Source organism: uncultured Methanobrevibacter sp., assembly GCF_902764455.1.
In the GTDB taxonomy this organism is placed as follows: Archaea; Methanobacteriota; Methanobacteria; order Methanobacteriales; family Methanobacteriaceae; genus Methanocatella.
On the sequence record NZ_CACWVY010000041.1, the window covers coordinates 1 to 24,919 of the forward strand.

At 33.8% G+C, this 24,919-nt stretch carries 16 protein-coding genes; all 16 read right to left on the reverse strand.

Annotated elements, in window-relative coordinates:
* The coding region (locus QZU75_RS10765) for a right-handed parallel beta-helix repeat-containing protein (RefSeq protein ID WP_296883679.1) at positions 1 to 2,853 on the reverse strand (2,853 nt) is incomplete at its 3' end.
* Between the two features lie 351 nt (positions 2,854 to 3,204).
* On the reverse strand, positions 3,205 to 5,730 hold the full coding sequence (locus tag QZU75_RS10770) for an Ig-like domain repeat protein (RefSeq protein WP_296883681.1): 2,526 nt from the start codon (positions 5,728 to 5,730) through the stop codon (positions 3,205 to 3,207).
* A gap of 379 nt (positions 5,731 to 6,109) precedes the next feature.
* Positions 6,110 to 7,078: a hypothetical protein gene (locus QZU75_RS10775; RefSeq protein ID WP_296883683.1), complete on the reverse strand. Its 969-nt coding sequence runs from the start codon at positions 7,076 to 7,078 to the stop codon at positions 6,110 to 6,112.
* A gap of 1 nt (position 7,079) precedes the next feature.
* Positions 7,080 to 8,402 carry an Ig-like domain-containing protein gene (locus QZU75_RS10780; RefSeq protein WP_296883685.1) on the reverse strand — a complete coding sequence of 441 codons (1,323 nt, stop codon included), beginning with the start codon at positions 8,400 to 8,402 and terminating at the stop codon, positions 7,080 to 7,082.
* Positions 8,399 to 8,548 carry a hypothetical protein gene (locus QZU75_RS10785; RefSeq protein WP_296883687.1) on the reverse strand — a complete coding sequence of 50 codons (150 nt, stop codon included), beginning with the start codon at positions 8,546 to 8,548 and terminating at the stop codon, positions 8,399 to 8,401. Before QZU75_RS10785 ends, QZU75_RS10780 begins: the two co-directional genes overlap by 4 nt.
* Positions 8,545 to 9,963, reverse strand: a complete 1,419-nt coding sequence (locus QZU75_RS10790) for a hypothetical protein (protein ID WP_296883688.1) — start codon at positions 9,961 to 9,963, stop codon at positions 8,545 to 8,547. The genes QZU75_RS10785 and QZU75_RS10790 overlap by 4 nt, the downstream gene beginning before the upstream one ends.
* Before the next feature lie 440 nt (positions 9,964 to 10,403).
* Positions 10,404 to 10,619 carry a hypothetical protein gene (locus tag QZU75_RS10795; RefSeq protein WP_296883690.1) on the reverse strand — a complete coding sequence of 72 codons (216 nt, stop codon included), beginning with the start codon at positions 10,617 to 10,619 and terminating at the stop codon, positions 10,404 to 10,406.
* A gap of 587 nt (positions 10,620 to 11,206) precedes the next feature.
* Positions 11,207 to 12,319 (reverse strand): chitobiase/beta-hexosaminidase C-terminal domain-containing protein, encoded by a 1,113-nt coding sequence (locus QZU75_RS10800; RefSeq protein ID WP_296883692.1) that lies wholly within the window; start codon positions 12,317 to 12,319, stop codon positions 11,207 to 11,209.
* A gap of 297 nt (positions 12,320 to 12,616) precedes the next feature.
* Positions 12,617 to 13,231 (reverse strand): hypothetical protein, encoded by a 615-nt coding sequence (locus QZU75_RS10805; protein ID WP_296883693.1) that lies wholly within the window; start codon positions 13,229 to 13,231, stop codon positions 12,617 to 12,619.
* 218 nt (positions 13,232 to 13,449) lie between these two features.
* Positions 13,450 to 14,040, reverse strand: coding sequence for a carboxypeptidase-like regulatory domain-containing protein (locus QZU75_RS10810; RefSeq protein ID WP_296883694.1), 591 nt, complete (start codon positions 14,038 to 14,040; stop codon positions 13,450 to 13,452).
* A gap of 246 nt (positions 14,041 to 14,286) precedes the next feature.
* The gene (locus QZU75_RS10815; protein WP_296883696.1) at positions 14,287 to 17,682 is read right to left on the reverse strand and encodes a lectin like domain-containing protein; all 3,396 of its coding nucleotides are present in this window, start codon (positions 17,680 to 17,682) and stop codon (positions 14,287 to 14,289) included.
* Positions 17,683 to 17,961: 279 nt separating this feature from the next.
* A complete protein-coding gene (locus QZU75_RS10820; RefSeq protein ID WP_296883697.1) occupies positions 17,962 to 21,513 on the reverse strand; it encodes a hypothetical protein in 3,552 nt (1,183 codons plus the stop codon).
* 174 nt (positions 21,514 to 21,687) lie between these two features.
* Complete coding sequence (locus tag QZU75_RS10825; protein ID WP_296883698.1) at positions 21,688 to 22,293, reverse strand: hypothetical protein; 606 nt, start codon at positions 22,291 to 22,293, stop codon at positions 21,688 to 21,690.
* A gap of 54 nt (positions 22,294 to 22,347) precedes the next feature.
* Positions 22,348 to 22,794 (reverse strand): hypothetical protein, encoded by a 447-nt coding sequence (locus QZU75_RS10830; protein WP_296883699.1) that lies wholly within the window; start codon positions 22,792 to 22,794, stop codon positions 22,348 to 22,350.
* An 8-nt stretch (positions 22,795 to 22,802) separates the two neighbouring features.
* Complete coding sequence (locus tag QZU75_RS10835) at positions 22,803 to 23,408, reverse strand: hypothetical protein (RefSeq protein ID WP_296883700.1); 606 nt, start codon at positions 23,406 to 23,408, stop codon at positions 22,803 to 22,805.
* Between the two features lie 90 nt (positions 23,409 to 23,498).
* Positions 23,499 to 24,746 carry a hypothetical protein gene (locus QZU75_RS10840; protein WP_296883701.1) on the reverse strand — a complete coding sequence of 416 codons (1,248 nt, stop codon included), beginning with the start codon at positions 24,744 to 24,746 and terminating at the stop codon, positions 23,499 to 23,501.
* Positions 24,747 to 24,919: the final 173 nt, after the last annotated feature.

Sequence of the window (24,919 nt, forward strand, 5' to 3'; positions counted from 1 at the left end):
ATTATTATCATTTTTAATTACTTCTAAAGTTTCTGCATTTGCTCTATTGTTTAAGAAACGAGAATTGGAAACAGTTTTAGTTGCTGATGTACCGTAGAAATAAATTGCAGAACCAGTAGCTGCATGGTTAGCAGTGAAATTACAATTTGACACAGTACCAGTATTCTGGAAGTAAACTGCACCACCATCAACAGTTGCATGGTTGTTAGTAAAATTACAATTTGTCACATTACCTTCACCATTGAATCTAATAGCACCACCATAGTATGCTTCGTTATCAGTAAAATTACAATTTGTCACATTACCTTCACCATTGAATCTAATAGCACCACCATAGTATGCTTCGTTATCAGTAAAATTACAATTTGTTACATTACCATTATCATAGAAGTAAATTGCTCCTCCAATGTATGTTGCTTTGTTATTAGTAAAATTACAATTTGACACAGTACCAGTATTCTGGAAGTAAACTGCACCACCATAAGAGTAAGTACCAGTTGCCTTGTTGTCAGTAAAATTACAATTTGTCACATTACCAGTACCTACGAAGTAAACTGCACCACCATCAAGAGATGCTTGGTTATCAGTAAAATTACAATTTTCAACAGTACCAGAATACATGAATATGGCGCCACCGTCACCATTGGTAGCAGTGTTATTAGTAAAATTACAATTTGACACAGTACCAGAATTCATTCGGATAGCACCACCCCAACTATTAGAACCAGTTGCAGTATTGCCAGTAAAATTACAATTTTTTACTTCACCAGTATCAAAGAAGTAAACTGCTCCACCATTGTATGCTTCGTTATCAGTAAAATTACAATTTAACACAGTACCAGTATTCTGGAAGTAAACTGCACCGCCATTATTGGAAGCAGTTGCGTTTGTAAAGGTAATGTTATTTAACACCACATTTCCTGAGGTGACCTTGAAGATTCTTGCCTTTTGCAGAGCATTGATTGTGTAGCCGTTACCGTTGATTGTGATTGGCTTGTCAATGACAATGCCGTCGGTGAGATTTTCATCCATGCCTATGGTGAATGTGTAGCTGCGGTTTAAGGTGAGCACTGAATTTGCATCAGCCCTATTGATGAGGCTTTGCAATATGTTGAAATCACCCATACCTTTAGTGAATGTATCGTTCTTTTCAGCGTATGTGTAATAGCTGTCATCGAGATGATATGCATTATACTTGTATTTCCCGTTGCTTAGTTTACTTAAGTCATATATGGCTTGGCCGTTATCGTCAGTTACCAGAGTAACGTTATCAACTAAACTGTCAGAATCATAAATTTCAAGAGTGATGTTTTGACCAGCTTCCTTATTGGATCTTGAAGGTTTGATAGCGGAACTTCCAGTAGTTGCGATTCCGTTTGCACTCCAATAAGTAACATTGGTAAAGGTAACTTCAGCATCATATCTGGAATAGATTGCGTTTAAAAGGTTATCGTTACCTGTTAAAGTAATTGTAATATTGTTATCATTTTTAGTTACTTCTAAAGTTTCTGCATTTGCCCTATTGTTTAAGAAAGTAGAATCAGAAACAGTTAAAGTATCTGAAGAATCCCATTTGTAGAAGTAAATTGCAGAACCCGTAGTAGCATTATTACCAGTAAAATTACAATTTGTTACATCACCATTACCAACAAAGTAAACAGCACCACCATCAGAACCAGCAGTGTTATTAGTAAAATTACAATTTGTCACTTCACCATTCTCGCTAAAGTAAACCGCACCCCCCAAATCAGCAGTGTTATCAGTAAAATTACAATTTTCAACAGTACCATGAATAAAGAAACAAACTGCACCACCATTACTGATACTACCAGTTGCTTCGTTAACATTAAAATTACAATTTGACACAGTACCATCAAAAGATCTAAACATAATGGCTCCACCATAACTCTCATAACCATTTATTTTGTTACCTGTAAAATTACAATTTGTTACTGTAGGAGCAGGATCACGATTATTAAAGAAAATAGCACCACCATCAGAACCAGCAGTGTTATCAGCAAAACTAGAATTTTCAACACTACCAGAACCCATCCAAATAGCACCTCCATTACTGCCTGCTTCATTAACATTAAAATTACAATTTTCAACAATACCCTGATTCAAGAAATAAACTGCACCACCCTCATTAATAGCATAGTTATCCATAAAATTACAATTTGTTACAGTGCCTGAACCCATGTAGATAGCACCACCCTTACTATCATCAAGTGTTGCTTTATTATTAATAAAATTACAATTTGTTACATTACCGTTACTACTAAAGTAAATCGCACCCCCCATACCCTGATTATATAATCTGATATCTGTAAAATTACAATTTTCAACATTGCCCGAACTAGCATCACTATTAAAGTAAATTGCTCCACCATTACCCCCATCATAACGAGCATTTTTAATTGTCAGGTTTTTAAATGTTACACCGGAAGCGCTTACCTTAAAAGCTTGAATTTTGGAACTTCCCATATCAATTACCGCACCTTTACCGTTAATAACCATTCCGGGAGTTGTAATCTCAATAGTATCGCCGCCACTATTCCAGTAATAACTTTTTGTTAAGTTTCCACCATTTTCAATATCCTTTCTCAAGTCCGAATAATAACCTGTACTTTCACTTAACGTTGGCGAATCCGTTTGCGCACTCACGCCTTCATCATCAATTACCTGTGCCAATATGGCATTGCCCCCATCTACTGCACTGTCTGAGGACATCTCCATCTGGTCTGCATTCCCATCGGTCATTGCCGCATCGTTCACTTCACTTGCACTTACGCTGGTGATGCTTAAAAGAAAAATAGCCAGCATTATTATAATCATGCTTTTCCTGTATTCCATCTTCAATTCTCCCTGAAAAATATTTTGCTAAAAATGTTTTATATTAAACGAATAATCTTTAAATGTATTGTTTTTGCCAAAAACATTCAATACACTTTAAAGTTTATGCACGGACATATAAATATATAACTATCATGACTGATAGGAAAGCCATATTTATAAAACTATTTATTTATTCGGCCATTGGAAGGTATACAGATAATTGATTTTATAATGTAGTAGATTAAACAGATATGTCTAACAATGAAAATAATTAATCATCCTTGCAAGCAAACAGGAGATCTTATAAAAAAAGACATATTCCAGATGATGTATGTATAAAAAAATAGAAAATTGTAGGTAGGGCTCTACCTACTTGATTGTAATTTTAACTTTCTTACTCAATTTATTGTAGTATGCGTTACCCTTGTAGGCAATTGTTCCGGTAAACTTACCTTTCTTAGTCAGTTTGGTAATTTTAAAGGTTGCTTGACCTTTGGCATTGGTTGTTGCAGAGTAGGTTTTACCATTGACTTTCAAGGTAAGTTTGGCCCTTTTCATGACCTTGTTTTGGTTAGTTTTTAAAGTAACTACATAGTTTTTGTTTTTGACTGATTTTTTGAATGTTTTTGCTTTGGCAGTTAGTTTTGGAGTTGCTTTTTTGACTGTGATTTTTGCATTGGCCTGTGCGGCATTGCCATATGTTGCATTTGCAGTATATTCGCCCGGAGCCAATCCAATCACCATTGTAGCCTGACCGTTACTACCTGTTGTGATTGGTGTAATCTTACCTTTAATGTCGACATTGACAACTGCATTTGGTATTGCATTTCCTTTACTGTCAACCAAATTTACAACAAACTTATTGCTAGTGCCATAAGTTTTTGTGAGATCCTTTGCAGTTAAAATAGGATAAACCTCTGCAATACTGAAAGTTACAGCATTTGATGTGGATGCATTCAAGTTTTTATCACCATTATAACTTGCAGTTACAGTGTAATTACCAGGTTCCAAATCCTTAAGTGTCAATGTGGCTTTTCCATTGTTGATTTGAACATTCCTATTTTCACTGTTGACATTGAAAACAACATTGCCACTGGCAGTTGTTGGTGTCAAGGTAGCAGTTAAAGTAGCAACTCCATTGCTTTGAGTTGATGTTAATGCAATTTTAGAATCAGTTTTTGAAATTGTTAGTTTAAATGTTTTTTGCTCATTATTAACCGGGTTGACTGCAGTTACAGTGTAGGTTCCGACTCCCAAATCAATATTGGCGGTTGTAACACCGTTAGAATTGGTTGTTGCAGAGTAGGTTTCAGTTCCAATCTTGAAATTGACTTTGGTATTGGCCAGAGCCTTTCCGTTGGTGTTTAGGAATGTGGCAGAGGCCTTTGAGTTCAGATATGTGCCCTTTGCATCAGCGACAGTTATTGTTGATTTGACATTGACTTTTGAGGCAGTTCTTAAATCACCATACTCGCTTATAACATCATATGATCCAACACCCATATTCAAATCGGCTGAAGCCTGACCTTTGCTGTTTGTCTTGACAGTCGATTCCTTGCCGTTTACGTTAATTTTAACATTAACGTTAGCAACCGGCACCCCGTTATCTGTCAAGGTAACTGTGTATTTTTCAGATCCTCCCATATACTTTGTGACGTCAGAGGCGGACAGTACCAATTTGCTTTCCTTGATTACATTGTTTTTTCCTTCAAAGATGAAGTCCACATAACCCACATTGTCTATGAATTCGCAATTGGACAGGAGATTATCATTTCCGCTCCATTTGAAAGCACCTGCAGTATTTTCATAGGCATAGGTTATGTCCTTTCTTCGACCGTCTGACTCATACACATATTCCGTATATGTCCTGCCATTCAGATATACCTCATTGGCAGTAAATGAGCAGTCCTCTATGGTACTGTGATTGCCGTTCAGCTCTATTGCACCATACATGAATCCCTGATTTGAAAGAAATATGCAATTCTGAATCAAGGTATTGTTTCCGGTTGCCTGAATTGCACCTGCAGATATCCTGTTGGCGGCATTTCTAAAATCATCAAGGTCCGTATATCCGTTGATGAATGTCAAACCCTTTATTGAAACTCCGCTGGAAACGATTCTTAAAATTAAACTTGAGCAGTTACCATCGAGTATCGTATTGCCAACTCCGATAAGAGTTATGTTTCTGTTGATTCTGATTGGAATGCCTGTACCCTCGTATTTTCCGGATAATTTGACGGTTCCACCTTTCTTTACGCTGGATACTGCATTTTGAATATCCGTAAATGTATTTCCGCTAACTACAATTTCATTAACAGAACCGTCTGTCTGTTCCTTGATTGTAATGCTGAAAAACAGAAGATCACAATGCAAGGTTTCACTACTTGAGCCGAAGCCATCGGCATCTCCCAAACCTGCAATCAAGGAATAAGTTCCTGATTCCAATGCATGGTAATAGGTGGCCAAACCATTGGAATCTGTGATGATTCCATCAATGAAATGATCATAATCTGATTTGACGCCTAATGACACGTTTGCAAGAGGAGAATTGTCCTCCACTTTAGTTAATTTGAAAATGACCGTATTGTCTCCGGGATTTGTTGGAGTTTTCACCACTTCCAGTTTAGCTTCAGTCAGGTTCGAATCATCACCGGACACATAGTAATCATCATTTTCCAATGAAACCGCCGAAAAAAATTCGTTGGCATCATTTTCCAAATCATTTTCGACTTCAGCATTCTTTTGAATAATATTCTCATCGCCCATACTGATTTGCAAATCATCTCCATCAATGGCCACTTCATCTGCTGTGTTTAAATCGGCAGCGCCGGCAGCCGAGATTGCAAGTAATCCTACAATGAAAATGGCCATAAACATGAACTTTTTATTAAACAAATTTTATTCCTCCATTTTTTGTGAAATTATCTTTAAGTAATACTAGATTTCTAACAAAAGATATATAATTATTTAGTTAAAATGGACAAATCATAGTCATTTTCGGCCAATTCTAAAAAAATGTAAATGATTTTTTACAGAGATATCTGATTTAAGGCCATTTCGAGCATTGATGTTAACATTAACGGCCGTGATTTGTAAAAACAGATATGATTGAGTTGCAGGATATATATCCCCATTAAAAATCAAACCCGAAAACCGAAATGGCTGATGGTAATGTAAAAATCGGTCAAATAAAATGAAGAAACCGATGAAAGCATCGATTAAAATCAAGGAAATCGATTTAAAAAAAAAAGAATTTGTAAAGGTGTTTAAACCTTTACTTTTTAACTGTTATTCTAATAGTTTTAGTCACCATCTTATAGTAGCTGTTTCCTGCGAATTTAATAACCGCATTGAATTTTCCCTTTTTGGTCAGTTTGGTAATCTTGAAGGTTGCCTTACCTTTGGAGTTGGTAGTTGCCTTGTAAGTCTTGCCGTTGACCTTTAAAGTGACCTTCTTGTTTTTCATGACCTTGTTCATGTTGGTTTTCAATGTTATTGTGTACTTTTTGGTTTTGACATTGACTTTGAAGGTCTTTTTGGATGCAGTTATCTTAGGAGTTCCCTTTTTGAGAGTAACTTTAACATTTTTGGATGATTTAGCATATATATCGCTGCCTTTGAATGTTATTTTTGCAGTGTATGTCTTAGGAACACTCTTTTTGGTTGGAACTTTAACCTGACCGTTTGCACCAGTAGTGTATGTTTCAGCACCGTTCAAGTCAACAGTTATCCTAGCTCCACTAATCGGTTTGCCGTTGCCATCCTTTAAAGTGATGACAATGTTTTTCTTAACATTAAACACAGTTGCAATATTAGATGCAGTAATTTGAGTAGGAATCTTGTTTACATTTACAGTAACAGTAGTTGAATTCAAAGCATACTTTTTATTATCTCCTGTCAAAATGGTAATTTTAGCAACACCAGTTTTCAAAGCAGTAACAACACCATCATTACTGACACTGACAACACCTGAATTATCCGCAACAAAAGTAACATTCAAACCGGCAGGAACAGTACTATAACTAATAGTGGCCTTTTCACCGATAACCATGTTCATATCCTTGGCAATAATACTGGCATCATTTAAAGTAACTGTGACCCCAATGGTTTTATTTTCAGCAGCAGAATATTTTTCATTACCTAAGAATCTGACAGTGACAGTAGCACTACCAGCACCTACACCAACAAATGTACCGTTACCATCAACACGAACAACACTCACATCACTTGAGACATAATCCAACTCACCAGCACCAGAAGGAATTCACAACAACAATCTCAGTAGAAATCTTAGTTACAGTAACAGCAATATCTTTACTTTTAGCCGGTTCAAATTTGTTATTGCCATCAAATGAAACAGTAACGATGGCAGTACCGATACCTACACCAATAAATGTACCGTTAGCATCAACACGGACAACATTAACGTCACTGGATGTGAAATTCAACTTACCCGCATCATAAGGACTAATGCTAACGCCAGGATCAACCTCATCATCAACCTTCATATCAATAGTGTCATTCCTAACAGAAATCTCAGTAGGAATCTTACTTACAGTTACATAAATGATTTTACTTTCAGCAGCTTCAAATTTGTTATTGCCATCAAATGAAACAGTAACATTGGCACTACCTACACCTACAGCAGTAAATGTACCTTTATCATCAACAACAACCACGTTCTCATCACTGGATGTGAAATTCAACTTACCGGCATCTGAAGGCAATAATTCAGCAACAGAATCAACTTTATCATCAACACCCAAATCAAGTGTATGATTGTTAAGATTAATCTCAGTAGGAATCTTGCTTACGGTAATGGTGATGACAGTTGAATTTTTAGCATAAACCTTATCATCGCCAACTTTAACAGTAATATTGGCCTTACCTTCTTTTAATGCTTTTACGGTTCCTTTTTCGTCAACACTGACAACACCTGAATTGTCAGCTACGAATGTAACATCCAAACCTTTAGGATTAGTAGTATAATTAATAACACCTGAATCACTGACATTTAATTCCATATTTTCAGCTTCAACACTGGCATCATTTAAAGTAACGGTAACTGTTATGACTGTTGAATTTTTTGCATATATTTCATCGTCACCAACATTAATGGTAATCTTAGCAGTACCTTTTTTTAATGCTTTGACAGTGCCGTCTTCATCCACACTGACAATACCTGAGTTATCAGCTACAAAATTAACTTTTAATCCTTCAGGAGCTACAGTATAATTAATAACGCCTGATTCGCCAACTTTTAATTCCATGTCTTCAGCTTTAACGCTTGCATCATTCAAGCCGACAATAACAGAGATGATTTTATTTTCTGCTGTTGCATATCTCTCATCACCAGCAAATGAAACTGTAATTGTGGCGTTACCTTTTTTAATACTTTTGATCTTACCATTTTCTACTACAACAACGTTTGTGTTGTTTGAAGAATAGGTTAGGTTACCTGCATCAGCAGGAGTTAAAGTAGCACCAACATCAGCTTCATCATTGGCGTTTAAAGCAATGCTTGGGTTAGCAATATCAATTTCAGTATGGATTTTAACATTGTTCAATTCAATGTATATGATCCAGTTTCATATTTACCTGTTACAGCGGAATTTCCGCCCTGTCTTGCAGTATATGTTATATTTTCACCAATCAAAGCAGAAGTTTTATCCAATTCTCCCAATGTTTGAGTGAAATCTAAAATAAAGTTCATTTTTGAAGCATCATATGACTTAATCTCTCCTGAAGAATTGTCGTATGACTAGCTGTTGCATTTAAGAACAGCCATCTGTCCATAACTGCCTTTCCTGCATCCGGCCTGCTATTGTAATTTGTTGCATTATTTCCAAACCAGCAATCAATAGTTTTAATATAACTTCCTATACCATCAGATAATTCATCACCATTATTTAAAAAAATAGAATCTTGAATAATTATAGCATTAACCAGTTGATTGATAAAGATGGCACCACCCCTACTTGCATTGTTATTGATAAATGTACCACCTAAAGAAACATTAGGGTCGTCATAAGTAAACTCAATATAGATAGCACCACCATCTTCTGCTTTGTTATTAATAAAAATACCCTCTATCTTACCAGTAGAATAACGCTCTGTATCGTCAATAGATATAGCACCACCAGAATAATATCCAGTGTTATTAATAAAAATACCATTTACATTACCAGAAATTTTACCAACATCACCAACAGCGATTGCACCACCCTGATTTGCGACGTTATTAATAAAAGTACCGTTTACATTACCAGAAGCATCACCATTATAAATATAGATGGCACCACGAGACATTGCTTCGTTATTGATAAAAGTACCATTTACATTACCGGAAATATCACCAGCAATAAAGATAGCAGAACCGCTACTTCCTTTGTTATTAATAAAAGTACCATTTACATTACCAGAAATACCACCGCTATCAATATAGATAGCACCACCCCAATCAGATGCAGTGTTATTAATAAAAACACCATTTAAAGTACCGGAAATACCGCCACTTACAATATAGATAGCACCACCCCTGTCTACTGCAGTGTTATTAATAAAAGTAGCGTTTATATTGGATTTAACTTCATGTGAAATATAAATTGCACCACCGTTAGTTGAATTTCCATTTTTAAAGGTCAAACCTGTTATATCTATGGATGTGGAATTAACAGTCCAAATATTACCTGAGTTTTCAGCATCAAAGATTGCTTCACCATCACCATTTTTTATGAAGTTTAAATTTTTAGCAATGGTTAATCCTATATTATCCTTTCCTGTATATTCTCCTGATGCAATCCAAATTGTGTCTCCATCCTGAGCTTCATTTAAAGATTCACTTAATGTTTTAAATGCATCCTTTTCACTTTTTCCATCACCACTACTATCTTTACTTGAATTAACATACCAGTCAGTTCCAGCAGTTAATAATTCATCATTAGATGATTTTAAAATATCATTACTTTTTACATTATTATCAGAAGATAATAAATTATTTTCCAGGTTGATTGATTCGTCAATGGAGATTACATCAATTTCATTGGCATCAGCAGCGCTAGCTGATGTTATAAACAGAAATAAAATCAAAACTGATAAAACAACCAACAAATGTTTTTTAAATTTCATATATTATTCACCATCAAAACAAAGACTCTTAAAAGAGAGTTTTTATCAATTTTATACATAAATTATCAATATAAAATGTTTTTTATTACAAACACTGTCAATAGCATTTGCTATCAAAATAATTTTTACAGTATTAACTCTGTAAATAATCAAATAAAAATATTATGAAAATTAGATTGATTTAGTCATTATTGCCAATAACTGTTCAAATCACCAAAACTAAAAAGATAATGAACCTATTCAAAAACAAATGATCTCTACCAATATTCAATTTAAGAAAAAAATTGCATATGCCCTATGAAATCAAGATTGATGAAGTGTTAAAAATTATTTTTGGGAGATATTTCTTTTGATGAATGGATTGCAACAGAACCACCTGCATCATCATAAATGCCGTAAGAAACAATTTCAGAATATTCATCATCAATATTTACGCTTTTTTAAATAATTATTTCATAGTCATCCTCATAATATTCATATTCGTCCGTCAGATTTTCATCATCTTCAACGACAGCAAGCTTATCAACATCCAAGCTTGTATTATCGTTTGAAACTGTCAGGTTAACTGAATCATGACCATCAGATGCGCTGACAGCACCTATTGCTAAAATAGCCAGAAAAAGTATGCTAACAAGCATTATTCTTTTAAACTTCATAATTCTTTCTCCCATAATGCATGTAAAATATTGGACATTCTACATAAGTAACATTATATGAAATAATTTTTGTAAGAGCTTTGTCAATAAATCTGTTTTTTCTTAATTTTATTTATTTTCATCATATAACTATCTAATTTTTCTTTATTTTTAATATAATCCATTTAAAAGAGTTATTTTTAATTTTTAGAGAGATCTTATTTTATCATATTTTTAACTATTTTTTCTAGAGAAAATTCCATTTCAACCAGAATATTTTTCAACTTGTTTTTCAAAGTAAAATTCTTTAAATTTTCTTTATCAATTGAAAAATCTTTCAATAACTTTTATTTAGTTTAATATTAATTAAAATTAAATATAATAAGTTATAAATACTTTAAATTACATAATATTATATAATAATTATTTATATAAATAAAAGCTCCACATCATCCAAAAACAAAAAATAAAGCCAAATAACAATTAAAATAAGAAAACTAAGAAAAAATATTAAAAAACTAAATTATTGACAAAACCCTTAAAAAAAAATTACTCAAAAGAACAGCCCCAATCACTATTATGGCATCATGAAAAAATTGAAAATAAAGCTAAAAGGATAAATTGACTTTATCCAAAGCTTTAATATATTTGTCTGCATAATTCTGTTTAAGTGTTATTGGGTAATTACTCTCTGTTTCATAGATATAAGAAACCAAACCATTATTTGCAATAGGTACAGTAATATAGGCAGGACTTGAACCCAACTGCGGATCATATCTTTTAATGTGAGGAGTCAATATTAGCAGCCTTTTTAAATAAAGAGAAGATTTCTTATGGAGATTTTTACTTATTTTGACACTTTTAATGTTTTTATTAGAAATCATATGTATGAATCTAGGATATTTGTATCCGCTAATTTTATAGCTTGTTTCATGGATATCTGTTGTTATTTCAGGTTTTTCATTAACTATATCCTTTATTATATATTTGTTTCCTAATATCTGGCCGTTCATTCTGCTTTTTGAATAACTGTTCTGGTCTTTGGTCACATGAATGTAATATAACACATACTTTCTTTTTAATGTATTGCTTTTCTTAATCAGGCTTTTATATATTGCCTTGTGCATTTCGCATTCTTGAACATGAACTCCAACAATTAAGGCAATGGTTTTTGTTGAAGACAGATTTCCGAAGTAGAGCTTTTCAACGTATCCTTTTGAAGTTTTACCTAAAATTCTTTTATATGTATGAACTTTTGACTTGCTTCCATCTTTTGAAACAGCAAAAAACTTTAAAACTTTATTCGATGCCAAATTTATAGGGCTTGTATATTTTTTGCTGTGAACAGTTGGTTTTTTACCGTTTGTGGAATAATAAATTGTTCCTTTCTTATCTGATTTAAGTTTTATAACTAATTTCTTGTCAGATTTAACAATCATCTTATTTATCCATACCTTAGGGGCTTTTTTAATGACTGCACCTGAATTTTTGGATTTTTCAGAAGTATTCTGATTAGCGGCTAATACATTATCATTTTTATCAGAAGAATCATTCTGATTAGTGTCTTCCTCTAAAGAAAGAGGAGACTGTAAACTGGACTCATTTGTAATGCTGTTATTCGAATTGTTAGTTAAATCACTATTTTGAGCACTGACTGATGCAATCAAACAAAATAAAGACAGGAATATTAAAATTAATATGAAATATTTTTTATTTAACAAGACTTAACCTCCCTCTAATTACTATAATAATTGTTTTATTGGAGTTTGTATAAATAGCTATTAGATAATTTTAAAGTCAAATGAAATTACATCATCAACCAAAGATAATATTTCATAACCATTGTAAACTGTTTGAACCATTAGAAAATAATTCCACAAATCTATTTTGGTCATTTAATCCATAATTAACATAATAATACTAATAATCAACTTCAATTGATTTTTTTAGATTAACTACATTACGAAAATAATAGCAGATGCAGATTGCACCTGCATTATAACACGTTTATATAAAATTTATTTAGATTTATCAATGTATCGATTTGCAGGTTCAGCATTAGGATAATTAACACTATTCGGATTATTAGGATAGTATTTACTGCTTTGACCTAAGGTTTCTATAATATTTCCATTATCGTCAACATTATAATAATATCCATCTTCACCCATTATGGTATGAGTACTGCTGCCACTACTTTGGCTACTTTGAGAACTACCCCCTGAAACAGTAGATTCAGTAACTTCCTCTTTAATAGTCAATTTCTGTGTTGTGTTATTGCCTGTGTAGTTTTTATTTCCATTATAACTCACTGTAACATTATATTTTCCTTTTTTCAAATCCAAATCAAGTTTAGCCTTACCTTTAGAATCTGTCTTAACAACATCATCAACAACTACCTTGCCTTTACTGTTGGTTACTGTAATGTTAACTACTTCTTTGGATAATGGAGTTTTATTCAAATCTGTTAATTGTATGGATAATTCTCCCCCTTCATTCTGCTCTTTATCACTTGTAATTTTAATTTTTGTAGGTTCTTTGGCATGCATTGGATTTAGAAACATTATGCCCATTGCTGCTGCAAGAATAACAATTATTACAACCAATATTATAATTATATTTTTGTTTTCCATTTAAGTTCCTCCAAATAAACTAATACTATTTATACACAAATTAAATTATAACATTCGAACAGGACCCCACACTACCATAATCACACATAAATATTTTGACAGACGATAATAATAGTTGAACAGTTAATTATGAAAGTAAACTAATACTATTATAAAAAATAATCAAATCCTACAAGCGAATGTTAGGAAAAAATAGAATTAGGTGGATGAAGTTTCACCTAGAAAAATCCACCATGTCTTTCACCTGTTCTTAAATCTACAGTACTTCGATAATGATCAGAATACTCTTGTATCACATGATTTTCATCAATTTGATATCTCTTAGTTTCAGGATAGGGATCATTGCTTGGCGGTAAATTATTAATATCATACGGATTTCCTGATGAAGATTTAGAACTTGTAGGTTGTGTTTCAGCTACTTTCTCTTTAATGTTTAATTTCTGAGTAGTGTTGTTTCCTGTGTAGTTTTCATTTCCAGCATAACTAACAGAAACATCATATTTACCTTTCTTCAAATTTAAATCTAATTTCGCATTACCTTTATCATTTGTTTTCACAGTTTTATTTGCCACAATTTTCCCTTTACTATTTTTAATTGTGATGTTAACCTTCTCTTTGGACAATGGAGTTTTATTTAAATCAGTCAACTTAACTGACAAATCATCCCCTTCATATAAAGTTTTATTGCTACTTACTTTGATTTTTGTAGGTTCTTTAGCATGCATTGGATTTAAAAACATTATACCCATTGCTGCTGCAAGAATAACAATTATTACAACCAATATTATAATAATATTTTTGTTTTCCATTTTCAGTTCCTCCGATAAACATACTAGTTAATACTATTTATTACACAAATTAAATAATAACACTTTCGACCAAGAACAAACACTACAATAATCAAAAAGACACATGAATATTTTGATAGTTGTTTGCAGAAACAGTTGAATAAACAGTCAATCACGAAAGTAAACAAATACAATTATAAAAAATAGTGTAATCAAGTAAGCAAATGTATAGAAAAAAGAAAAAAAGTAAGTAACTGCCTAAGCAAGTTACTTAACAGTAATTTTCACTTTCTTAGTCAATTTGTTGTAGTATGCGTTACCTTTGTAGGCAATTGTTCCGTCAAATTTACCTTTCTTGGTCAGTTTGGTAATCTTGAAGGTAGCCTGACCTTTACTGTTGGTTGTTGCCTTGTATGTTATACCATTGACTTTCAAGGTAAGTTTAGTGTTTTTCATGACCTTGTTCTTATTGGTCTTTAAAGTTACTGTGTATTTTTTGGTTTTGACTGATTTTTTAAAAGTCTTTGCTTTGGCAAACAATTTTGGATTTGCCTTTTTAACAGTTAATTTAACAGATTTGGTTGCCTTATTATATATGATGCTTCCATCATATACTAAAGTTGCCTTATAGCTTCCTTTCTTTAAAAGATTGGTGATTTTAAAGGTGGCCTTTCCCTTGGAGTTGGTAGCAGCCTTATATGTTTTGCCGTTTAACTTCAAAGTGACTTTAGCATTCCCGATTGCCTTTCCTGCATGGTCCTTTAAGGCTATTGTGTACTTCTTGGTTTTAGGGGTTGTCAGGAATGTTTTCTTATTTGCCACAATCTTTGGAGTGGATTTTTTGGCTTGAAGAACGGTAACGTCATAGGACATTTCAAGTCCAGTCAACGAATCAACAGCGACTAACACATATTGGCCCGGCTTTTGATTGATGTCTAAGCTGGCATTTCCGTTTTTGTCGGTCAACCGGCTATATGATACGCCATCTATCTTCATTGAAATGTTTGCATTTGCAACTGGATTTCCTGAAGTGTCAATGAGTGAAATGTAAAACTTTGATTCGTCACCGTAGCGTTTAACCAAATCTTTGGCTATCAGTGTAGGCAAGACTTCTATATTGTTTTCAGTGCTGAAATTCGCATAGCTGGTTCTGATTGTATAGTTGCCAGGATTCAGGTCAATTTCCAATTTGGCCACTCCTTTTTCATCGCTTATTCTGGTATAGTTAATGCCGTCAACCTCAAAGAATATGATTTTATTGGCCTCACCTATTTTAGCTTCAAACATGGAATCGTTTTTATAGATTTTAACCATGTCTTCTGCAATTATTCCAAAATCGAATGTGAAAGCCTTTAAACAGACAACTGCATTTGAAAATTCAGCATAGCATACGCCGCCTGAGTTTTGATAGAGAGCTTTATGGACGTGATGCAGGTCTATCCAGTTGATGCCGTCAGGACTTATGAATGACTGGTTTGGAGAGGAAGACGTATTTGCAATCCATTCATCAACATCACAGCTGACAGGAATAGGATATGTGCAGTTTGGAGTGGTTAATTTTACTGTTATCCTGAAAACATCATTCCTGTTCAGTCCAACGTAATCGCTCAATCTGACTGTATTGTATCCGGGATTGTGAATGACGCCGCATTGGGTGTGTGCAAGATTGCCGTTGACATAAACATAAGCTTCGTAGGTGGAATCTACCCCAAAGGTATATAAGCTGAATGCTGCAAGAGGATAGCTGTTGTTTGAAACGAACTGATTGGAAAACCATGCTGTTTGATTATTGAATCCTAAATTAACGAGTGTTCCGGCAGGATCATAATAATAGTTCTCCTTATAGTTGTCTGTATCCTCCAAATTCACTATTGCATAGGGAATGTTTTCCTTTGAAAGTGTCATGTCATAATATGAGAGGTAGTTGAAGCCCTCGCCTTCATAATAGATTGTCTTATTCAATTTTGTGTCATACCAGCTTGTAGAGAAACTGTTTTTTATTATGAATGCCCCGTCAGGAATGTTTTCACCAAATTTGGAGCCCAGATAGTTATCATCCCATCCGACGATATCGACCACATGTGAAGAAAACTGAGGAAACGGCACTAACGGTGAAACTTCACTTTCAAATGTTGTCCCATTGATTGTCTTGAGTTCAGGCTGAACATATTTATATCCTATAACGACAGAACCGTATTTCAATACAGCAAGTTTTAACTGAGTAATGTCCATTACCGGAAGATATACAACATCCTGAACATGCTTAACGACAGTCAGATTGGTTGGGGATACTTTGGAGCTTTCATTGAAGGGATCGTCACTGGCATTGACAGGTCCTGACCACCTGCTCCAGTATGCAAGGGTTTTGGCAGTTCCTCCGCCTCTGAGAAATACCCAGCCACCTTTTGTATATGGTCCCATTATGTTTTTGTGATGGTTTTCAGAAAAGTTATACAGCAAGTTTTCACTTTTCAGCATATATGACTCCAAAGCACCGATTGCAGCAAAAGCCCAGCAGGAACCTGAATCTTTCTGGTCCTTGACTGGAGACACATATGATACGGTTGTGCCGTTTTCCAGAGTAACGTTTCGCAGGTCATACTTTGCCGGAATGACCGTATCTGTCTCATCAAATACATTGTCAAATACCATCGGCCAAAAGAGAGCATAGATTATATCCTCATCGCCGATGCATGAATTGTTTTCTACAGTGCAGCCTTTCAGATTGGCCTTACCGATTATGGTGTAAATGCTGTCGTCAATTCTGTTTCGGGTGTTTTGAGTGTTGTTTATAATTGTGGTGTTTTCCACATTCACAATGCCGTAATTAAATATTGAGCTTCCATAGCCATAGTCCCCATTTATTGAATTGCTGATGAATCGGGAATTGCTTATATTGCTTTCATATTGATATAAGGCAATTGCTCCACCAAAGGGAGATTTGGCGCTTACGGAATTATTGATGAAATCACAGCATTCTATCGAATTGATTGAAAGCATGCTGAAAATAGCTGCGGAAGCATTGGATGCCCTATTATTTATGAATAAGACATTGTTGAATTCAGCTATTGAATCTTCAACATACATACAACCCCCTTTCACTGCAGAATTGCCTGAAAAGAAACAGTCAATAAAACAGAGTGTTGAAAATGATGCATATACAGCGCCACCATTTGATGCATAACATCCCTCAAAAGTACAGTTGCTCAAGATGCCATCTTTTGCATTCCATATAATGGCACCGCCATTGCCTGTGAATTTAGCATTGACAAATTTCAAATTCTTTAAAGCCACATTGCCTGCAGTCACGTTGAATATTCTTGAGAGGTGTTTTCCATCCAGCGTGTTTCCGCATCCGTCAATTGTTATTGACCTATTGATTTTAATTCCACCCGTTGGGCCGTCAGCATATCTGTAGCCTTTTGTAAGGTTCAATACTCCCCCATCCTCAACGGCATTTATCTCATTAGCTAAATCGTCAAAAGTACTCTCATCTGAATCATTAGCGCCAATTAAGTAATTGCCGCAATCTTCATCTATAACCTCATCAGACATTTCCATGCCGGCGACTTCATCTGTATCATTATCTGCCGCACTTACCGCTGAAACAGCCAGCAGACTTACAAGAAATATTACCAGCATCATTATTTTTTTGTTCAACAAAGTATTTCCTCCAAAACTATTATTAATTAAAATATATTTATCTTACAATACATTATTATTTTGGCCTGTGAAATTGAAAACATCAATTCTCGAAACACTCCTGTTTAGATAATTAATTTAAAAGAAATAATCCTCATTTAAAATAACACTTATCAAAATTATTATTTATTTAATAGAATGAACTTTAACATTAACGCAAGTATCTTCAAAAATTGAATTATATTTGATTGAGCAGATAGACTTAAAAAAAAAGAAATGTTAGAAGTGAGTAATCACTTCCTATTTAATTGTTATTTTTACAGATTTGCTTGCAGAAGCATATGTTTTATCACCGGCAAACTTAACAGATGCAGCGAATTTACCTTTTTTAGTTATTTTAATGTTAAAGGTTGCCTGACCTTTAGCGTTTGTTTTTGCTGTGTAGGTTTTACCATTGATTTTCATGGTTAATTTCTTACCGGCACTGAGGTAAACTTTTCCATCTCTGGAGTTGCATTTTTCGGTTTTTATGGTTACAGTGTATTTTTTGTTTTTAGCACTTACTTTAAAGGTTTTATCAGAAGCTGAAATTGTAATTGGTTTATGCTGAATGTCGAAACTGAATGCAACGAATGTTGCGTTGTAGTTTTCATCACCAAGATATGACATTGCACAGAGAGCCTCCTGAGCTACCTGAGTGTTGATACCAATAAATACAATACCGTTTTCATCAGTTGTTCTGTTTAAAATAACTGTTTTATATGCAAACTTAACTGTAGCATTTACAATTGGGTTTCCGTTGGAGTCAGTTAACTTAAATGAAGTGGTCTGACCAATTTCACCTGCAGGAGTATCTACAGCATAGGTTTTGATTGAAACACCTTCAGTAACATTGAATTCACTGCCTAATCTTTTAGGAGCAATTTTTTCAATATCAATTTCAATACGGGTTGCATTGACCTCAGAATTTCCAGCATAAACAATTGATAAAACAGCATTATTTTCAGCAATCAATGTAAATGAACCGTCTGCACCGGTAGTTAAAGTACCATTTTTAGAACCTGTTGTGTAGGTAATATTAGCATCAGGTATAACGTCACCTATTGAGTTTACAAGTACTGCTGTGAACTCCAAATCACCATTAAGTTCAAGGTTTACGAATTGAGACATATACTTATTTACAGTAACATCAATAGTTTTATTTTCAGCCGCATCATACTTGCCATTACCTGCAAAACTTACACTAACAGCCGCATTACCTGCACCAACAGCAACAATCATGCCGTCAACAACTTTAACGATTTTTTCATCAGTTGAAGTGTAAATTAACTCACCAGCATCTGCAGGAGTCAAAGTGGCACCTGCGCTGAATTCATCATTAATGGTAAGTTCAATAGCATCAGCTGCGAGGTTAATGTTAGTAGGTATTTTCACCACACCAACATTAAATGTAACATTCTCAGCTGCTTCATACATATCACTGCCATTGAATGAAACGGTAATGACCGCATTACCTACACCAACAGCAACAAATGAATCATTTACAATTTTAACAACAGATTCATTGTTGGAAGTGTAAGTTAATGTATATTCATCAGTGATATTGTTTCCGTATTCATTTTGAAGCACAGCAAGATTATCACGAGTATCATCCACATAGACTGCATAACCATCTACAGCAGGTTTAATGACTGTAGGTATTTTGGAGTTTTCTATAGTAATGGTGTAGTATGCAGTTATGTATCTAGCTGTTACGGTTCCGTTTCCTACTTCGGAAGGTGTGTATATTATATCTTCATTTATTAATTCAACAGGAGTATTCACCAACCCAAATGTTGAATACAAATCTAAAAAGATAAATAATGATTTATTATAATCCTTGATAGTTTTTGTATTGCTGTCATAGGAATAAAATTTAAATTTAACTGTTGATGTCTGGTTTAAATTAATTGCAGCAGGACTTGCTGTTGCATTGAGGAATAGCCAATTATCCAGATTATCATTCACATCAGGATCATTATCATAATTTGTAGCATTATTTCCAAACCAGTTATCAGTCAGCTGAATATTTCCGTTTTTGACTTTTATTTGACTTGCATTATTGTTCAGGAATATGGAATCTTGAATTATATTATCAGAAGTAGCATTATTAACATAAATAAGATAATTTTGCGCAGTATTATTTAAAAATTGTATATTTTCAAAGGTATTTGATGATGTTACACCGGAAAGGGTAATTACACCAGTAATGTTTGCGCTGTTTTCCACAAATTGTGTATTGTTGAATATGCTATTCTGCATTCCCTTATCGAAGTTTACTGCTCCGCTTCTGCTTTTAGGAGCGCTATTTTTATAAAATATGATTTCATTAAATGTTGTATTTTTTACTGCTTTATAGAAATTGACAGCACCACCATCAGTGTTTTTAGCGATGTTATTTGCAAATACCATATATCCAAAGGTATTTGATGTGGACACGCCGGTTACATATAATGCTCCACCATTCCTATTGGCAGTATTGTTGGCAAACAAAACCTTATCGAAGGTATTGTCCTGTGTAGTATATTGATAATTTAATGCACCGAATCTTATAGCTCCTCCGTCACGTCCTTTGGCAGTATTATTTATAAATATTACATCTTCAAAGGTATTTGACAGAGTGTTTTTTGTAACGTGCAATGCCCCACCATTTTGGGCGGCAGTATTATTGGCAAACAAAACATTTTTAAATGTAGTGTTGGCCAAATCAGAGTGAGCCCATGGACCAATGTTAATTGCTCCTCCATCATCTGTTAAAGCAGTGTTATTTATAAATAGGATGTTTTCAAAAGTGAGTGATGAAATATTTCCGGTAATTCCCAGTGCACCGGCAGTCTTAGCGACATTATCAATAAAGTATGTATTGTTGAATACAGAATTTATAATTCCTGCATCGATATTTATTGCTCCGCCCACTCTTTTTTCAGCACGATTTTTAATAAATAAAACATTATTGAATGCTGCACCATCTACCATTCTATGGAAATTTATAGCTCCGGCATCTTTTGTTGGAACAGTATTGTTTTCAAATGTTAAATTTTCAAAGGTATCTGATGTAGATGTTTCTTTTATGTATAAAGCTCCACCATTACCATTAGCAAAGTTATTTGTAAATGCCATGTTTGTAAATGAATTTGATAAAGATTTGTCACCTATATATAATGCTCCGCCGTCTTTCTTATCTGTGTTGTTTAAAAATATTATATTTTCAAATGTATTGTTTGTGGATGAGTACCTGAAACGTACAGCACCACCATTGTCTGCAGCAGTATTGTTAATGAAATTCAAGTTGGTAAAACTGCTGTTGGATAAATCATACCATACATTAATTGCACCGCCACATCCATCAGTATTTCCGTTTTTAAATGTGATATTATCTAAAATCACATCATTTTTTGCCTTAAGTTCAAAAATCCTAATTTCACCTAATGCATCAATATAATGTCCGTTACCGTTAATGGTTATTGGTTTATTAATGACTATTCCATAACCTGTAAAATCAGAATCCCATTGATAATCCCTAGTCAAGTTTAAAGTCCCATTACCGACATTATCTATCTCATTTTGCAATTCTGTAAATGTACCGATTTCATCAGCACCCAGAACTTCAAAATCATTTGCCTGTGTCAATGTATTGTTCTCTGCACCAGTCTTAAGATTATCTGCAGTCAATTCACTGCTTGCAGACAACCCCATTTGGCCTGTATCTTCACTGGAAATAGCTGTATCGTCCATATCACTTGCAGAGACACTTGCCGCTCCAAATATGAAAATAGCAATCACCAGTATAATCATTATTTTTTTGTATTTCATACACGTTCTCCTTTTAATACAATAAATATTTTTCAAGAATTTTGTTTATTTTAAACGGACAGTCTTTAATGCTGTTTTCCTGTTTAAAATATACAATCCTTAATACTGATTATATAAACAGATATTAATAAATATACCTAAATTAAGAAACATTTTAAAAAAATACTTATTTAATTAACCAACATGAGATCCGTACTGTATATTTCCCTTGGAATCACGGCCCTCATAAGTGTAGATTCCATCACCTGCCATTACATAATAATTACCGTCGGAAGATTCTATAACTCCCAGTTCCTGCTGTCTGTCAACTACTTTATAACTTCCAACTTTAGATGAATAGCTTGAATAGGAACTCTCATCAACAGTGTTTTCTTTGCTTGTTGTCTCTTGAACTTTTTCTTTAATGGTTAATTTCTGTTCTGAAGTATTTGCAGCATATTTTCCGTTTCCATTATATTTAACTGTAACATTGTATTTTCCTTTTTTCAAATTCAAATCAAGATTTGCCTTACCTTTGGAGTTGGTTTTTAATGTTTCATTAACAACTACATTACCTTTGGAGTCAGTTATTTTGACAATAACATTCGCTTCAGACAGTGCTGATTTATTCAAGTCAGTCAATTGAACTGCAAGCTTTCCTCCTTCGTTTTGAGTTTTGTTGCTGGTTATAGTTAATTTAGTTGCTTCTTTTGAATTTAGAGAAAAAAGCACTGCTCCTAAAACAGCTGCAAGTACAACAATTACAACAACAAGCATTACAATAATTTTTTTGTCTTCCATAATTGCACCACTTTTAAAAAAAAATAGCAGATGCAAAGCGCATCTACAAATCAGTTAAAATTTAACTTCGACTTTTTGGATTTTAACTCCATTGCTTACTGGATATTTATGGTGTTCGGCACCCTGACCGTTACCCCAATCGCTCCATTTCCACTCGCCGTCCATATAGAAATAGGCTCTGGACATATAAGAGTCTTTATAGACTTCCTTACCGTTTTTGTACAGGTAAACATCAAATCCTCCAACTGAAGAACCCATCCATTTACTTGCTTTAACAGTATATTCACCGGCAGATTTAGTGTAGGTTTTGTCAAATTCCGGCAATTCCACTGTAATGGAATCAGGCGTACTTGAAGATTCCGCTATAGTGTCATTTTCACTTTGGTTGATTTTAACGTCAGCCGGTTTTTGTGGGCTTTGGTGTAAAAATAGTATGCCCATGCTCAATGACAGGATAACAATTAGCAGGAGAAGTATTATAATTATATTTTTGTTTTCCATTTTTTCACCTATGTATGATATGTTCCAGTATTTGGATCAATTGCAGTATAAGCTCCCATTGTTTTTCCATCAATGTGTAATTCTATATAATGCATATCATTTGCAATTGCATATTCTCTTGTTTTTCCGTTTGAATCAACTTCAGGACCATATTCAGGATATATTCCTCCATTCGGAGCATATTTACTGGAATGAGTTGCAGTTGAAGTTTGCTCTTCACTCACAACTTTGGTAGTTGCTTTTTTAACTATGATGTTATCAGAAATAGAAGATGAGGCATATGCATCATTTCCATCAAATTTGCATTCGACAGAATAATTTCCCTTATTATTAACAGTAAGTTTTGCTTTACCTTTAGAATTTGTTTTTATATCTTTTTCAATAGCTTTACTACTCTTAGCAGTTAATTTAACATGAATTTTCGCATCAGAAATAGATTTGCCCTGATTGTCTTTCAATTCAACAACCAATGAATTTCCGGCACTGATATTTTTATGGGCGATGGTGAGTTTTGACTGCTCTTTTGCAAACTGCTGAGAAAATATAACTCCCACAGCAACTGCAAGAATGACTATAACTATAAGCAGAATCAGGATTATGTTTTTGTTTTCCATTTAATTCCCCCTAAATGAAATTGACTCTAAAAAAAAGAAAATCAAGTCAATGATGAACATGTAATAATTGTCACTCATTGACTATAATTTTTATGCTATTGCAAGGTATTTCCAGTTTAATGTTTTGCCGTGGGAATATACTTCAATTAAAGGTAAAGTAGTGTCTTTTTTAAATGAAATATATGCATAAACCGGATACTCTTTTGTTTTATAGGCTGTTTTGTAGGACACTTTAACCCATTTGCATACTGCAATGGTGTAGGAACTTAATCCAATTCCATATCTGTTTTGAGGATTTGGCTGATTATATGTATATTCTGATACTTTTGTCCAGCCGTTAGATCTCATATAGTTAATCATTGGCATGTAAGATCCTGCATACCATGTTTTTACAGCTTTGGTTGTCTTATAGATTTTTACAGGTTTGCTGTATGCCACCTTAACCTTATATTTATTAGCTGTTTTAACTTTAACATTTTTTGATTTATTCTTATTGAATGATTTAACCAATGATCTGTACTGACCTGATGTAAGTTTAACCGTGTATTTACCTACCTTAGTGCTCCTGTTCTTTTTCAATATTGTGACTTTTCCGCTGTTTAATTTAATTTTGAATTTAGCGGAACTGGCCTTGTAATTTGAGTTTCCTGAAAATTTAACAGTTCCTTTATAGGTTTTGGCTTTTAATGGCATTTTAATTAATTTATATGCAATTCCCTTTTTTAATTTAAGATTATAAGTTTTTCCGGCAAACCTGAATTTGACTTTTCCTGAAGTTTCATACACTTTTTTCTCTTTTGTATGAGAGATTCCTGCAATAATAAATCCTTTTGAACCTATTTTAGTTGAATAAGAAACTGTAAGAACACGTGTTGAAGCTTTATTGATTTTTATTGTTGCTTTATCTAACACATAACCGTTATTATCAGTTATCTGTGCCCTGTATGTTCCTGCATTTTTTATTGCTGAACCTTCATAGGATTCGTCATGATATTGCTTGCCGTCTGAATATAAATGCTTTTGGTAAACCCGACTGTTTCCTTTGTAAATTTCAAAATAACCGTTCAAGTCACCTGTCCAGCCATATTTGATTATATTTTTACCGCTGTAGTATCCGTTCAACGAATCAACATAGACATCATCATAAGATGAATCTAAAATAGAATCTGACTGTGAACTTTCCAGCGGATTTTCAACTTCATCAGAAATTTCAGATACACTACTTTCATTATCCACACTTACAACATCACTTGTGGCGTTGTCAGCCGCATTTACTGCAGAGATGGCCAAAAGCGAAACTAAAAATATTGCAAGTATTATCACTTTCTTGTTAAACAATAATTTTACCTCCCAACATATAAATTGATATATATTTGTGTATAACTTAATATATATTATTTTTGAAAAGGCTCTGGGACTGTCAAAATGTTAGCTCTTGATTTCTTTTTTCAACCCATCCATTTTTTTGAAGCATAATTTGATTAAATACTCCTTCCATTGTTCTGAATTTC